We start from the raw sequence: 14628 nt of genomic DNA, 5'->3' as shown, positions 1-14628 counted from the left end.
ATTGATGGTCGCGATTCAACGCTGTTCAGAGAATTTATATAATAAATAATTCAGACTTACGAAGTGCATGCCTGATATTAAGTCGGCTTACAGAGTGTTGCGTCGAGGCTACGAATCAAAAGGACGTTGACGTCTGAACGAACTATGACGATCCGCCATCGATAATCTTGGTTAAAGGGCGCGCGACCGGCCGGATGGGGCGGCTTTGGGGAGCGCGTCATGAAACGGGGATATGGGGTCTCAATCGCCGCTCTGGCGGTCGCGCTGCTCGGTTCGGGCGCCCAGGCGCAGACGCCGGGTGCCGGCAACGGCGTCGACATCCTGTCGGGCTTCAGGCGGATCTGGATTCCGGGACGGACCTACGACACCGGATCGCCCACGGGCCTCGGGGCGCCCCTCCTGCTGCGCAACATCCAGATCGTCGCCGAGCGGGCGCGGGAGCGGACCCGCGCGCAGGAGATCGCCGCCTATTACGACGACCGCCGCAACCAGAGCTACAGCGTCATCGACGGCCTCGGGCCGCTGACCCAGGCCTATCTGGCGGGATCGGGGGCGACCACCACGATCCCGGCCTTCGACGCGACCACGGCGCGCGTGCAGTACGTCGACCAGGGCACCGGCGCCGGCGTGGCGACGTCGCCCCTCGGGAAGGTCGTGCAGCTGGTCAACGCGTTCCGGACCAACGCCTCCACCAGCCCGGCCAAGGACGCCTACAGCTATCCGCGCCCCTGGCGGCAGAGCCTGGACGGCCAGAGCCTCGGCTTCGTCGTGCCGCCCTCCCTTGGGCCGGAGAAGAGCCCGACCCCCGCGACGGATGGCGGCTTCCCGAGCGGCCACACCAACGCCGCCTATCTCTCGGCCCTCGCCCTGGCCTACGCGGTCCCGCAGCGGTTCCAGGAACTGCTCACCCGCGCGAGCGAGCTCGGCGACAACCGGATCGAGGCGGGCATGCACTCGCCCACCGACGTGATCGGCGGCCGCGTGCTGGCGACCTATTTCGCCATCCGGGCGCTCAACGACCCGGCGAATGCGGCCCTGCTGGGCGAGGCCTTCGCGCAGGCGCAGAGCTACCTGAGCCAGGCCTGCGGCGGCCCCCTGGAGCGGTGCGCCCACGCGCCCGTGGATCCTGCCACCGACCGGTTCTCCGATTACGCGCGCAACAAGGCCGCCTACACGGCGCGCCTGACCTACGGCCTGCCGTCGATCGGCCCCACGGACCTGCCGCCGGTGGTCCCGACCGGCGCCGAGGCGCTGCTCGCGACCCGCTTCCCCTACCTCACCGCGGCGCAGCGCCGCGACGTGATCGCGACCACCGAAGCGCCGTCCGGCGGCTTCCTCGACAACGGGCTGGGCTACGACCGCATCAATCTGTTCGCCGCCGCGGACGGCTACGGCGCCTTCAACGGCACGGTCACCGTCACCCAGGACGCGGCCAAGGGCGGGTTCTCGGCCTACGACGTCTGGCGCAACGACATCGGCGGCGCGGGCGGCCTCGTGAAGCTCGGCAGCGGGACGCTGGTCCTGACCGGCGCCAACACCTACGCGGGCGGCACGACGATCGGCGGGGGAACGCTGATCGGCCATGCCGGCGCCTTCGGCACGGGCGGGATCGTCGACAATGCGGCCCTCGTCGTGGATCAATCGACCGACGGGACGCTGGCCAACGCCGTCTCGGGCTCCGGGACTCTGACCAAGACCAATGTGGGCACGCTCACCCTCACGGGGCTCGGCACGCTGAGCGGCGCCACCGAGGTCCAGGCCGGGCGGCTCGTCGTGAACGGCGCCCTCGCCAATTCGCCTGTGACGGTCTGGCAGGGTGCGGACCTCGGCGGCACGGGCACGCTGGGCGGGATCCGCGCGCTGTCGGGCGGCACCGTGTCGCCGGGCAACGCGATCGGCACGCTCTCCGTGACCGCGAATGTCGGCTTCGCGCCGGGTTCGACCTACCGCGTCGAGGCCAACGCCGCCGGCCAGGCCGACCACATCACCGCCGGCGGCACCGCCGCGCTCGGCGGCGGCATTGTCCAGGTGCTGGCTGCCTCAGGCGCCTACAACCCGCGCACCACCTACACGATCCTGTCGGCCACCGGCGGCGTCTCGGGCCAGTTCGCGGGCGTGACCTCCAACCTGGCGTTCCTGTCCCCGGGCCTGCGCTACCTGACCAACGCGGTCGACCTGACGCTCACCCGCAACGACGTGCCCTTCGCCGCCAGCGCCACATCGCGCAACGGCGCGGCCGCCGCCAACGCCATCCAGGCGGCCGGCGCCGGCCGGCTCACCGACGCGGCGGTGGGCTTCACCGCCGCCGAGGCGGGCGGCGCCTTCCGGGCGCTCGCCGGCGACATCCACGCCGGCACCGTCTCGGCGGCCTACGAGACCGCCTTCTTCGTGCGCGAGGCCGTGCTCGACCGGCTGCGCTGGGGCCATCCCGGCACCGGTTTGAATTACGGCACCCTGCCCGCCGCCTACACCGCCGACCTGCCGGGCCGCCAGCCGGCGGTGGCGAACGTGCCGGTCCGCACGCTCGACCCGCAGGTGTTCGGGCTGTGGGGCCAGGGTTTTGGCGCCTTCGGCACGGCCGGGGGCGGCGGCAACGCGTTCGACCTCGACCGGCAGATCGCGGGCTTCGCGGCGGGCGCGGATGTGCGCTTGTCCAGCGGGCTGCGCTTCGGCGTCGTCGGCGGCTACACGGAGGCGTCTCTCGACAGCGCCGGCCGGGTCGGCGGAACGCGCCGGGCGGAGAGCGCCACGCTCAAGAGCGGCTTCGGCGGCGTCTACGGCGGCTATGAGCTCGGCCCGCTGTCGCTGCGGCTGGGGGCGATCTACGCCGACACGGACGCGCGCACGCGCCGGGCGGTGCTGTACGGGGTGTCCGACACGCTGAGCGGCCACGGCGGCGGTGGCACGGTGCAGGGCTTTGGCGAGATCGGCTGGACGATCCCGTTGGGTGAGCCGGCCGTGGCGGCGCCGGTGTCGAAGGACGGGGCGGCGGTCACGGCGCAGCCGGCGGCCTCGTATGTCGAGCCGTTCGTGGGCGGGGCCTATATCGGCATCCGGCGGGACGGGTTCGGCGAGACCGGAGGCGCCGCGGCGCTGGTGAGCTTTGCGCGTGACTACGATCTCGGTGCGGCGACTGTGGGTGTGCGGGCGCAGACGCGCCTGGACCTGGGCTTGGGCCTGCCGGTGACGCTGCGGGGTCTCGTCGGCTACCGGCGGGCGTTCGGCGACGTGGTGCCGACGGCTTTGCTGGCCTTCGGCGCGGGCGGCCCGGCGTTCCTGAGCGCGGGCGTGCCGATCGATCGGGACGCGCTGGTGGCGCAGGTCGGGCTGGATCTGGCGGTGGCGCCGAACGCGAGCCTGGGTGTGGCCTATACGGGCCAGACCGGCGCCCGCGCGCAGGACCAGGCCGTGAAGGGCAGCCTCACCATCCGGTTCTAGCGCGCCCCCTGCGCGCCGATGAAGTCCACGAAGGCGCGCAGCGGCGCCGGCAGGTGCCGCCGGCCGGGGTAGTAGAGGAACGGGCCGGAGAAGTCCTGCCACCAGGGTTCCAGCACCGGCTCCAGGGCGCCGCTGTCGAGATGCGGGCGCAGCCAGTCCTCGAACAGGTGGACGATCCCCGTGCCGGCGACCGCCGCCGCCACCGCGAGGTCGCTGGCGCCGACGCGTACGATCAGCGGCCCGGACGGATCCACCCGGACGATGTCGCCGTCGCGCTCGAATTCCCAGGGCGCCGTCAGCGCGCCGCTCGGGAAGCGCCCGAGCAGGCAGGCATGGCCCAGGAGGTCCCGCGGATGGTCCGGCCGGCCGCGCCGGTCGAGATAGGCCGGCGCCGCCGCGGTGGCGAAGCGCTGCCGCCGCGGGCCGATCGGCACGGCGATCATGTCCTGCTCCAGCCGCTCGTCGTAGCGGATGCCGGCATCGCAGCCCGCCACCAGCACGTCCACGAACCCGTCCTCGACCACCACCTCCAGGCGGATCTCCGGATAGGCCGCCAGGAAGGGCGGTACGAGCGCCGGCAGCACCAGGCGGGCGGCGCTGAGCGGCACGTTGAGCCGCAGCGTTCCCGCCGGCCGGTCGCGGAACCCGTTCACCACGTCGAGGGCGGATTCCACCTCGGCGAGCGCCGGGCCGAGCCGCTCCAGCAGGCGGGTCCCGGCCTCGGTCGGCGCGACGCTGCGGGTGGTGCGGTTCAGGAGGCGCACGCCGAGTCCCGCCTCCAGCCGGCGTACCGCCTCGCTGAGGCTCGACGCGCTCCCGCCGCCAGCGCGGGCGCCCTCGCGAAAGCCGCCGGCCCGCGCCACGGTCACGAAGGCGGCGAGGTCCGTGAGATCCTGGGTCATCGTTCGAGAATCCGCACAGGCCGTGCCGATTGTCACGGCTTATCGGCGCAAAACCGGGCGTCTACATCCGGGGCGCCAACAGGAGATACGTCATGACCGACATCGCGCAGGCCGGGACCTTCCGACTCGGCGACCGCACCGTGAAGCGGCTCGGCTACGGGGCCATGCAGCTCGCCGGGCCCGGCGTGTTCGGGCCGCCCAAGGACCGCGCCGAAGCGGTCGCGGTGCTGCGCGCGGCCGTGGCGGCGGGCGTCGACCACATCGACACCAGCGACTTCTACGGGCCGCATGTCACCAACCAGATCATCCGCGAGGCGCTGCACCCCTACCCGGACGGGCTCGTGATCGTCACCAAGGTCGGCGCCAAGCGCGGGGCCGACGCCTCGTGGAACCCGGCCTTCTCGGCCGAGGAACTCACCCAGGCGGTGCACGACAACCTGCGCAACCTCGGCGTCGACGCCCTCGACGTGGTCAACCTGCGCCTGATGTTCGACGTCCACGGCCCCGCGGAGGGCGCGATCGAGGCGCCGCTGACGGTGCTGGCGCAGCTGCAGCGGAAGGGGCTGATCCGCCGGATCGGCTTGAGCAACGCCACGCCCCGGCAGGTCGCGGATGGGCGCCGGATCACCGACATTGTCTGCGTGCAGAACCAGTACAACCTCGCGCACCGGGACGACGACGCCTTCATCGACGATCTGGCGGCGGACGGGATCGCCTACGTGCCATTCTTCCCGCTGGGCGGGTTCAGCCCGCTCCAGTCGGGCACCCTGTCGGCGGTGGCGGCCGGGCTCGGTGCGACGCCGATGCAGGTGGCGCTCGCGTGGCTGCTGCGCCGGTCGCCCAACATCCTGCTGATCCCGGGAACGTCGTCCCTCGGCCACCTGCGCGAGAACCTCGCGGCGGCCGAGCTCGCGCTTCCGGATGAGGCAATGGCGGCGCTGGATCGGATCGGGGCGGCGTGAACGGCTTCCGTTCGGACGCTTCGGTTGCGGTCTCCCCTCCCGTCATCACGAGCGTAGCGAAGTGACCCAGGGCAGCGCGACGACGGTCGGCGTCGCGCCGTCTGGATTGCTTCGCTCCGCTCGCAAAGACGGCGGTGCCGCCATGATCGACCCGACGCCTACTTCGCCGTCATGCCGGCCAGCATCGGGCAGCCGCCCTCGCTCATCGGGCGGAACGCCTGCTCGGCCGGGATCGTCTCCAGCACCTTGTAGAGGTCCCACTCGCCCTTCGACTCGGAGGGTGCCTTCGCCTCGAACAGGTACATCGGGTGGATCTTGCGTCCGTCCGGCCGGATCGTGCCCTTGCCGAACAGGGGGTCGTCGGTCGGCAGCTCCTTCATCTTGGCGACCACGGCGGCGCCGTCCTTGGCCGAGTGCAGGGCCGCCACCGCCTTCAGGTAGTGCAGCGTGCTGGCGTAGACGCCTGCCTGGTAGGAGGTCGGCTTCTTGCCGGGCATCCGCTTCTCGAACCGCTCCGCGAAGGCGCGGGTGCCGTCGTTGAGGTCCCAGTAGAACGAGGCGGTGAAGGCGAGGCCCTGCGCCACGTCCAGGCCGAGGGAGTGGATGTCGGTGATGGCGATCAGCAGGGCGGCGAGGGTCTGGCCGCCCTGGCGGATGCCGAATTCGTGCGCCTGCTTGATCGCATTGGCGGCATCTAGCCCGGCATCGGCGAGCCCGATCACCTGCGCGCCCGAGGCCTGGGCCTGGAGGAGGAACGAGGAGAAGTCCGGGTTCGGGAACGGCGTGCGCACGCCGCCGACGACCTTGCCGCCGTTCTTCTCCACCACCGCCTTGGTGTCGCGCTCCAGGGCGAGGCCGAAGGCGTAGTCGGCAGTGATGAAGTACCAGGACTTGCCACCGCGCTTGAGGATGGCCTTGCCGGTGCCGTTGGCGAGCGCCGCGGTGTCGTAGGTCCAGTGCACGGTGTTGGGCGTGCAGGCCGGGCCGGTCAGGTCGGCGGTGCCGCCGCCCGAGTTGATGAAGGCCTTGTTCTTCTCCTTGGTGATCTGCGCGATGGCGAGCGCCACCGAGGAGGTGGGGACGTCGAACACCGCGTCGACCCCGTCGCGGTCGTACCATTGCCGGGTGATGGAGGCGCCGACATCGGGCTTGTTCTGGTGGTCGGCGGCGACGACCTCGACCTTCAGCCCGTGTTCCTCCGGCTTGAAATCCTCGACCGCCATGCGGGCGGCGACCACCGAGCCCTCGCCGGTGGAGTCGAAATAGACGCCGGAGCGGTCGTTCAGCACGCCGATCTTCACCGGCACGAGGTCGGCCGCGAGCGCCGCGCCGGCACCGAGCGCGCACAAGCTCCCGAGCAGCGCCGCGGCGCGGTGGCGGAGCGTCATGTCTCTCTCCCTATTTTTTTGGATGCGGCGCCGTTGATCGGCGCTCGCGGCCTTCGAAGACAGAGTATCCGTGGGCGTTAGCGGCTGATACCGGCGCGGGTGAGGATGTCGCTAATCCGTAAGCGCTACGGCTCCTCCCTCCCCCGCAGAGCTACGATGTTCACACATCGCTCGCCGAGGCGCCCTCTCCTCCCCCTTGCGGGGAGGAGTTGGAGGTGGGGGTGGCGCAGAATGAGGCGTTGCGGTGCCTTCTGGACCACCCCCACCCCTGACCCCTCCCCGCAAGGGGGAGGGGAAACGCGCTCGATTTCCGAGCCCTTGGCGTCCGGCAGAGAAGTATGAATCTGCTAGCCCGCGAAGGGGGGAGCGCGGGTCATCACCCAAGCGGCGCCAATCCAAAAATCGCCCGCGCCTGGTCGGGCGTGGCCGGCTCCCGGTCGAGATGGGCGAGCAGGCTGACGGCCTTCTCCACCAGCGCGGCGTTGCTCGGCGCGAGCTGGCCCCGGGACAGGTACAGGTTGTCCTCCAGGCCGACCCGGACGTTGCCGCCCATCCCGGCCGCCACCGCGAGGATCGGGAACTCCTCCCGGCCGATGCCGAAGGCCGACCAGATCGCGTCCTCCGGCAGCCGCGCCCGCATCGCCACCAGCGCCTCGGGTGTCGCCGGGGCGCCCCAGGGGATCCCGAGGCAGATCTGGAACAGCGGCGGGCGCGCCAGATGCCCCTCGGCGATCAGGTGCCGGGCCAGCTCGATCTGGCCGAGGTCGAACACCTCGATCTCGGGCTTCACGCCCGCATCGCGGATGTGACCCGCCATCGCCCGCAGGTGGCCGGGGGTGTTGAGGAACAGATGCTCGCCGAAATTCATCGTGGCGATGTCGAGGGTGCAGATCTCCGGCCGCAGCGCGCCGACATGCCGGGTGCGGGCCTCCGGTCCCACGAAGGTGGTGCCCGAACCGGCGACCGACGGGTCGGGATCGCCCGGCACGAACCGGCCCCCCGCCCCCGTGGTCAGGTTGAGGATCACGGCGTCGTTCTTCTCGCGGATCCGCTCCACCACCTCGCGGTAATGGGCGAGTTCCATGCTGGGCGCGGCGGTTTCGGGGTCGCGGACATGGATGTGGACCACCGCGGCCCCGGCGGCGGCGGCCTCGAGCGCCGACTCGGCGATGGCCTTCGGGCTCACCGGCACGGCCGGGTTCTTCTTCGGCGTGTCGAAGGAGCCCGTGAGGGCGCAGGTGATGACGGTGGTGCTCGACATGTGTGTGCTCCCCGAGCGTCAGATCGCTCCGCCGTCGACCGTGATCGTCTCGCCCGTGATGTAGGCCGCGCCGGCACTCAGGAAGAAAATCGTCTCGGCGATGTCCTCCGGGCGGGCCATGCGGCCGAGCATGGTGCGCCCCACGGTCGAGGCCTTGCGCTCGTCCGACCAGGGTTCGGTCCAGGGCGTGGCGACGAGGCCCGGCGCCACGGCGTTGACCCGCACGTCCGGCGCCAGCGCCCGGGCGAGGCTGCGGGTGAGGTTGATCAGCCCAGCCTTGCTGGCCGAGTAGGCCACCGAGGATCCCCGCCGCCCGAGACCGGCCACCGAGGCGGTGTTGACGATGGCGCCGCGGCTCGCCTTGAGCGTTGCGGCCGCGGCCCGGGCGCAGCGGAACGGTCCGAGTAGGTTGGTCGCCAGGATCGTCTGCCAAAAGTCCTCGGTCATCGCGTCGAGGTCCTCGAAGGCGATCGGCGTGGTCGTGCCCGACGTCCCGGCGTTGTTCACGAGCACGTCGAGGCCGCCGAGCCGGTCGATGCCGGCCGCCACCATGGCCTCGGCGGCGCCGGCGGCCGACACGTCCCCGGGCAGGGCGATCACCGAAAGACCGTCCCCAGCGAGCCGCTCGGCCTCGGCGGGGCCGCGGGGATCGTCGGGCAGATGGTTCAGCGCGACCGTGGCGCCGTTGCGCGCAAACATCTCCACCGTCGCGAGCCCGATGCCCGACGAGGCTCCGGTGACGAGGACGCGCTGTCCCGACAGGTCCGCCCCAATCATGTGCCCTCCATCCGGCCGATCCCGGCCATGGCCGCCTTCAAAGCCAGGAGCTTGCGGTCGCGCTCGCGGAACAGCTCTTCGGGCGGCCGACCGCCCCAGTCGAAATAGCCCTTGCCCGCCATCACCCCGGTCCGGCCTTCGGCGCAGAGGGCGTCGAGGGTCTCGGAGCGGGTGCGCGGGGGCGGCGGCGCGTAGCTCCCGTTGGCCAGCGCCCGCTGCGTCAGCTCCAGGCCTGTGAAGTCGGCCTTGGCGAGGTGGCCGAGGATCGGGATGCGCAAGGAGAGCCCGTGGATGATCGCGTCGTCGATGTCCCGGGGCGCGGCGACGCCCTCGTCGAGGAGCCGGAACACCTCGGCGCTGATCGCCTGCTGGATCCGGTTGGCGACGTAGCCGGGGATGAAGCGTTTCAGCACGATCGGCACCTGACCGAGGCCGCGCACGAGATCCGCCATCGCGGCGACCACCGCGGGGTCCGTGCCGGGGCCGGGCACCACGTCGACGAGGTCGACGATGTAGGGCGGCGTGTACCAGTGCAGGATCAGCGCCCGCGCCTGCCGCGCTTCGGGGATCAGCGGGAAGACGTCGAGGTAGCTGGTGTTGCTGGCGAGGATCGTCTCGGCAGGGCAGAGCCGGTCGAGCTCGGCGAACAGCGCGCGCTTGGCCTCCGGGTTCTCGGTGATCGCCTCGATGACGAGGCCGGCGCCGGCGACCGCCGTGTCCAGATCCGCCTCGACCCGGACGGCCTGCCCGAGCCTTTCGGCATCCCAGCCCTCCGGGGCGGCTCCGGCTTCCCTCAGGGTCGCGAGCGCCGATGCCATGAGGCCGGGCACGCGGGCGCGGGTGTCAGTCGACGTGTCGGTGATCCGCACCGCGTGTCCGTGGAGCGCCAGCACCAGGGCGATGCCGTGCCCCATCAGGCCGCCGCCAATGATCGCGATCTCGCTCATGTTCCCCCTCCCCTCACACCGTGGCGATCGGCGTCGTCGGCGAGCCGACCGCCCCGGGCAGGCGGAGCGGCGGGGCGGTGAGCAGGAAGCGGTTGCGGCCGTTCGCGCGCAGCCACTCGGCCAGCGGCGTCAGGTGCCACAGCTCCCCGAGATTGACCCCGAGCTTGAACAGGCAGTGCTCGTGGAGCGGCAGCGTCGCGCAGCAGGCGGGTCCCAACCCGGCCGGGTAGGATTCCACGGCGTAATTGTCGGCGATCAGCGCGCACAGGCCCGTGCGGGTGATCCAGTCGAGCAGGCGCGGGTCCCGGCCGTCGAGCCCGGCGCAGAGGTTGTGGACGAGCTTCGGGTCCGGATCGCCGCCCATGGCGATCAGCCGCTCGGCGAAGCCCGTGTGCAGGCAGACCATGTCGCCGGGCTCGATCACGACGCCGTCGGCCTCCAGGATCCGGGCGAGCTGGTCGTAGCCGACTTTGGCTTTGGCATCGCCGAGATGGGCGCGCAGGTCGATCATCACCGCCCGGCCCTGCATGCCGGTCTCGGCGAGCCGCTCGATCCCGAGCCTTTTCGCCCGGGACGGCTGGTCGGCGGCCTCCGGCGTGCTCGGCCCGACGATGTCGCGGCCGCCGCGGAAGCCGTTGTAGAAGGTCGGCGCCGCCCCTGTGCCGTCCGCGTCGAAGAGCGACCCGACATGGGCGAGCGAATCCCACTGCGTCGAGTATTGCAGGTGGATCAGCGCACGGTCGTCGCAGATCACGTCGGTGGCGCCGTCGACCTCCTCGCAGACCGGGAAGTTCATGTTCGGCCGGCCGTTGGCACGGCGGGTCGGGGTGATCTGCGGCGGGTGGCGGCGCGGGTTCAGGACGTTGCCGCCCGGAAGATCGAGGGGCAGGCTGAGACAGAAGGTGAGCCCTTCGCGCACCTCGGCGATGCCCTGCAGCACCTTCTCGGGGGTGAGCAGGTTGAGGCGCCCGCGCTCGTCGTCGGGGCCGAAATCCCCCCAGGTCGAGCCCTCGGGCCGCCGGCTCCAGCGCAGGCTCACCGATGTAAATCCCGGCGTGGCCGGAGGCCGCGGCCCGGGAGGCTCCCGGGCACGGCCGCGCGTGCGTTCCTCACCTGTCTGCGCCCTTCTTCGAGGCCGTCCGGTCCGCTTGGCGCGGGATCTCCCGAAGCCTAGGCCGGTCGCACCGGGTCCGGAAGCCCGGGGGCGGACAGGGCGGCCCGCGTGAAACCCGCCGCGCGCCTCAGTTCTTGCGGATCAGCGGCTCGGGCGCTGCCGCGACCGCCAGCGGGAAGGGAACGATCACCCGAAACCAGCCCCGGGTCTCCTCCTTGTGCTGACGGTGCCCCGCATGGTCGATGGTGTCGCGGTCCACGATCTCGCGGGTGACGAAGGTCTGCAGGATGACGCGCCCGAAATCGTAGCCCAGCAGCCCGCCGGCGGCGATGGAACCGTCCCGCTGGAACCGGCTGAACAGCCGGTCGCGGCGGTTCACCGGCAGATCCGTGTAGCCGTACGCCACGGCCCCGACCTCGAGATGCCCGAACTTCCTGGTGGCGGTCAGGTCGAGGTTGATCTGGTCCGCCAGCGGCAGCGGGCCGATCGCCGCCCCGACCGGGCCGCCGAAGCGTCCATGCACGTCGAACGGCCGGTTGTAGGTGAGGACCGCCGAGAGGTTGAGGCTGCCGTCGCCCACATAGGTGGCGGCGACGCGCTGGCTGAGCGTCCCGGAAGCGGCCGCCGGGATCAGAGGCGTGCCCCGGAGCCCCAGGCCCAGCGATCCGCGGTCGCCGTAGGGCAGGTAGGCGCCCGCGATGTACGACACACCGATGCCGCCGCCGAGGTTCCAGGCGAAGATGTTGCCCAGGAATGGCGTGTAGAAGGTGCTCACGGTCTTGTTGGGGACCGGGGCCGGGGCGTGGGTGTCGATGAACACCGACGGGAACGCCACCACCGGCTCGATCCGCGCTCCGAAGACCTTGAGCGGCGACGCATAGATCAGGAACGGGATGTTGACCCCGATCTCGGCGGCGTCGCGGCGGTCGGCCCGTCCCCAGCTGAACGTGTCGAAGGCATAGAAGCCCTCCGGCAGCGGCAAGCCCGGTGCAAGGCCGACCTGTTCTCCTGGCTGGGTCACGGCGGCGGCACGGGCTTGGCCCGTCGCGGCCAGCAGCAGAGTGCCCACCGTTAGAATCGCGGCGGTCATTCGTGTGAGCATGGCGTCCCCCCGATCCGATGCCGCACAGCGCACCTGCGTCCGGGCTCGGTCGGGAGGGGACGCGACACCATCGCGCTGTGCCGAAGCTGGACTCCGGTGGACCCACGCGCGCCGCACGCGACGGCAGGCATCCGGCGCCGCTGGAAACGGAGCGCGTATTGTCGGGGCGCAACAGGCCGGGCGCGGCCATGCGCAGCCAACGACTGGCCGGAAACGTCACCCGCCCCGCGCCGCCGACCCCTTGTGATCCGGCAGGCGCCGGATACAGTCGTCGCCAAGCCTGCGAATAAAGAATGCGGGCACGACCAGAGGAAACGCCGATGTCCGAGCCCGCGCGCGCCGTTCCCCGGCGCGTTCAGAACCGGCGCTTGCTGCCCGCGCTGCTGGCCGCGGGCTCGCTGCTGGCGGGGCCTGCGCACGCCGCCGACCCGATCAAGATCGGGGTGATCGCCGAGGCGCAGTCGGTGGCCGGGGCCTCGATCCCGCAGGCGGTGCAGCTCGCCGCCGACGAGATCAACGCCAAGGGCGGCATCGACGGCCGCCAGATCCAGGTCGTCACCTACGACGACAAGTCCTCCGCCTCCGACGCGGTCCGCGCGTTCCAGCGAGCGGTTTCAGAGGACAAGGTCAACTTCGTCATCGCCAGCTACATTTCGGAGGTCGTGCTGGCCCTGATGCCCTGGGCGGCCCGGCTCAAGACGCCGATGATCACGCCCGGCGCGGCCTCGAACGAGATCAGCGTCGCGGTCCACAAGGACTACGCCCGCAACAAGTACACCTTCCACGGCTACCTAACCTCGCACGCCCTGGCGCAGGCGGTCTGCGATTCGGCCAAGGAGGTGCTGGTCGAGAAGCTCAAGGCCAAGACCGCCGCGATCATGAGCGAGGATGCGGCCTGGACCCGGCCGCTGGACGCCGCCTACCAGGAATGCCTGCCGAAATCCGGGCTCAAGGTGGTCGAGCATGTCCGCTTCTCGCCGGACACGGGCGACTTCACGCCGATCTACAACAAGATCGAGGCGGCCAAGCCCGACCTGATCGTCACCGGCATCGCCCATGTCGGCGTGCAGCCGACCGTGCAGTGGCAGAACCAGCAGGTCCCGATCGCCATGACGGGGATCAGCGGCCAGGCGACCTCCTCGACCTTCTGGGCCAACACCAACGGCGGCACGCAGGGCGTGCTGTTCGACAGCGTGGCGCTGCCGGGCGTGGCGCTCACCGAGAAGACGATCCCGTTCGCCGAGGCTTTCACCAAGCGCTTCGGCGGCGCGCCCTCCTACGCGGGCTACATGGCGTACGACGCCGTCCACTACACCGCGGAGGCGATCAAGCGCGCCGGCTCCACGGAGGCCGACAAGCTCGTCGAGGCCCTGGAGAAGACCGACTACGTCGGCACGGTCGGGCATCTCAAGTTCTACGGCAAGGACGACCCGTTCACCCACTCGATCCAGTACGGGCCCGGCCTGATGACCAGCGTGCTCGGGCAATGGCAGAACGGCAAGCAGGTGGCGATCTGGCCGGCGGCGACCGCCAACGGGGCCATGATCCTGCCCCCCGCCGTCAAGCCGGCGGTCCAGTAGGCCGGGGCGGGAGAGCGCGGTGATCGGCCTCCAGATCCTCGTCGATGGCTTCGCCATCTCGGCCCTCTACGCGCTCGGCGCGATGGGCTTCACCCTGATCTTCGGGGTCTCGGGCGTCCTCAACCTGACCCACGGCGCCCTGATGGTCATGGCCGCGGTGGCGGCCTGGGCGGCCTCGGCCCTGTTCGGGCTCGGCTCCTACGCGGGGGCGGCGATCGGCGTGCTGTGCGGGCTCGCGGGCGCCCTCGTCACCTACTTCGCCGTCGTCGCGCCGATCGAGCGCAGCCGGGCGATCCCGCGGGAGGAGAAAGAGATCTTCGTGCTGACCGGGACGCTGCTCTGGGGGATCATGATCCAGGAGCTGGTGGCCTACTTCTTCACCGACAACCCGAAGACCGTGCTGCCGCTCATCGAGGGCGTGGTCGAGATCGCGGGCGTCCGCACGCCGAAGAACGAGCTGTTCACCGCGCTGATCTGTTGGGTGGTGATCGGGCTGCTCTGGCTGTTCGTGAACCGGGCGCGGGCCGGCAAGGTCCTGCTTGCGGCCTCGATGAACCCGCGCGGCGTGACGCTGCTCGGCCACGACATGGCGAAGATCTACGTGGCGGTCTGGGCGATCTACGGCCTGCTCGCCGGCATCGCCGGGGTCTTGCTCGGGATGTTCCTGGGGGTCTCGTCGTATTCCGTGGGGCCGCTCACCGCGAGCGCCTTCTCGATCGTGGTGCTGGGGGGCTTGGGCAGCGTCACCGGCTCGCTCATCGCGGCCTACGTGGTCGGGTATCTGGAGACCGCCACCGCCTACCTGATCTCGCCCGCCTACCGGGTGATCCCGGCGCTGCTCCTGCTGGTCGCCGTCATGTACCTGCGCCCGCAGGGTCTGCTGGGGCGGCGGTGATGGTTTTTTTCAAGGCTGTTTCGAGCCGCGGCTTTCCCTCCCCCCTCTACCGGGGAGGGTATTCACGCATCGCTGGTCGCTGGGCTCTCTCCTCCCCCTTGCGGGGAGGAGCCGGAGGTGGGGGTGGTGCAGGATGGGGCGGTGCGGTGCCTTCTGCACCGCCCCCACCCCCTACCCCCTCCCCGCCAGGGGGAGGGGAAAGCGCTTTTTTTTCAGGGCGTTGCTCTCAGACCCAGACGTGTGAATCCGGCAGCCTCCCCCG

The 14628-nt window shown here is 71.0% G+C and carries 11 protein-coding genes; 4 read left to right on the top strand and 7 right to left on the bottom strand.

Features of this window, described 5'->3' with window-relative positions; genetic code table 11:
- Positions 1 to 219: 219 nt before the first annotated feature.
- The gene (locus ABIE45_RS16965) at positions 220 to 3438 is read left to right on the top strand and encodes an autotransporter domain-containing protein (RefSeq protein ID WP_192710254.1); all 3219 of its coding nucleotides are present in this window, start codon (positions 220 to 222) and stop codon (positions 3436 to 3438) included.
- Here ABIE45_RS16965 and ABIE45_RS16960 read toward each other — a convergent pair.
- Positions 3435 to 4340 (bottom strand): LysR family transcriptional regulator, encoded by a 906-nt coding sequence (locus tag ABIE45_RS16960; RefSeq protein WP_192710255.1) that lies wholly within the window; start codon positions 4338 to 4340, stop codon positions 3435 to 3437. The genes ABIE45_RS16965 and ABIE45_RS16960 overlap by 4 nt on opposite strands.
- 92 nt (positions 4341 to 4432) lie before the next feature.
- On the opposite strand from ABIE45_RS16960, the gene ABIE45_RS16955 reads away from it, so the two are divergent.
- Positions 4433 to 5302, top strand: coding sequence for an aldo/keto reductase family oxidoreductase (locus ABIE45_RS16955; protein WP_192710256.1), 870 nt, complete (start codon positions 4433 to 4435; stop codon positions 5300 to 5302).
- Between the two features lie 158 nt (positions 5303 to 5460).
- On the opposite strand, the gene ABIE45_RS16950 is transcribed toward ABIE45_RS16955, so the two are convergent.
- The 6 genes from ABIE45_RS16950 to ABIE45_RS16925 all read right to left on the bottom strand — a co-directional run bounded on the left by ABIE45_RS16950 (position 5461) and on the right by ABIE45_RS16925 (position 11891).
- The gene (locus tag ABIE45_RS16950; protein ID WP_192710257.1) at positions 5461 to 6690 is read right to left on the bottom strand and encodes an ABC transporter substrate-binding protein; all 1230 of its coding nucleotides are present in this window, start codon (positions 6688 to 6690) and stop codon (positions 5461 to 5463) included.
- Positions 6691 to 7066: 376 nt separating this feature from the next.
- The gene (locus ABIE45_RS16945; protein WP_192710258.1) at positions 7067 to 7951 is read right to left on the bottom strand and encodes a 3-keto-5-aminohexanoate cleavage protein; all 885 of its coding nucleotides are present in this window, start codon (positions 7949 to 7951) and stop codon (positions 7067 to 7069) included.
- A gap of 18 nt (positions 7952 to 7969) precedes the next feature.
- Positions 7970 to 8728: an SDR family NAD(P)-dependent oxidoreductase gene (locus tag ABIE45_RS16940; protein ID WP_192710259.1), complete on the bottom strand. Its 759-nt coding sequence runs from the start codon at positions 8726 to 8728 to the stop codon at positions 7970 to 7972.
- Entirely contained in the window at positions 8725 to 9675 is a 951-nt protein-coding gene (locus ABIE45_RS16935; protein ID WP_192710260.1) for a 3-hydroxyacyl-CoA dehydrogenase family protein, read from the bottom strand. The genes ABIE45_RS16940 and ABIE45_RS16935 overlap by 4 nt, the downstream gene beginning before the upstream one ends.
- Positions 9676 to 9688: 13 nt before the next feature.
- Complete coding sequence (locus ABIE45_RS16930; RefSeq protein ID WP_192710261.1) at positions 9689 to 10714, bottom strand: cyclase family protein; 1026 nt, start codon at positions 10712 to 10714, stop codon at positions 9689 to 9691.
- Positions 10715 to 10916: 202 nt separating this feature from the next.
- Positions 10917 to 11891 (bottom strand): transporter, encoded by a 975-nt coding sequence (locus tag ABIE45_RS16925; RefSeq protein WP_192710262.1) that lies wholly within the window; start codon positions 11889 to 11891, stop codon positions 10917 to 10919.
- A gap of 320 nt (positions 11892 to 12211) precedes the next feature.
- Here ABIE45_RS16925 and ABIE45_RS16920 point away from each other — a divergent pair, with 320 nt between their 5' ends.
- Positions 12212 to 13471: an ABC transporter substrate-binding protein gene (locus ABIE45_RS16920; RefSeq protein WP_192710263.1), complete on the top strand. Its 1260-nt coding sequence runs from the start codon at positions 12212 to 12214 to the stop codon at positions 13469 to 13471.
- A gap of 19 nt (positions 13472 to 13490) precedes the next feature.
- The gene (locus tag ABIE45_RS16915; protein WP_043386828.1) at positions 13491 to 14366 is read left to right on the top strand and encodes a branched-chain amino acid ABC transporter permease; all 876 of its coding nucleotides are present in this window, start codon (positions 13491 to 13493) and stop codon (positions 14364 to 14366) included.
- The last annotated feature ends 262 nt before the right edge of the window (positions 14367 to 14628 follow it).

Origin of the sequence: Methylobacterium sp. OAE515 (assembly GCF_041806315.1) — a bacterium.
In the GTDB taxonomy this organism is placed as follows: Bacteria; Pseudomonadota; Alphaproteobacteria; order Rhizobiales; family Beijerinckiaceae; genus Methylobacterium; species Methylobacterium tardum.
The sequence above is the reverse complement of the archived record's forward strand: the minus strand, read 5'-3'. Positions and strand labels throughout refer to the sequence as shown.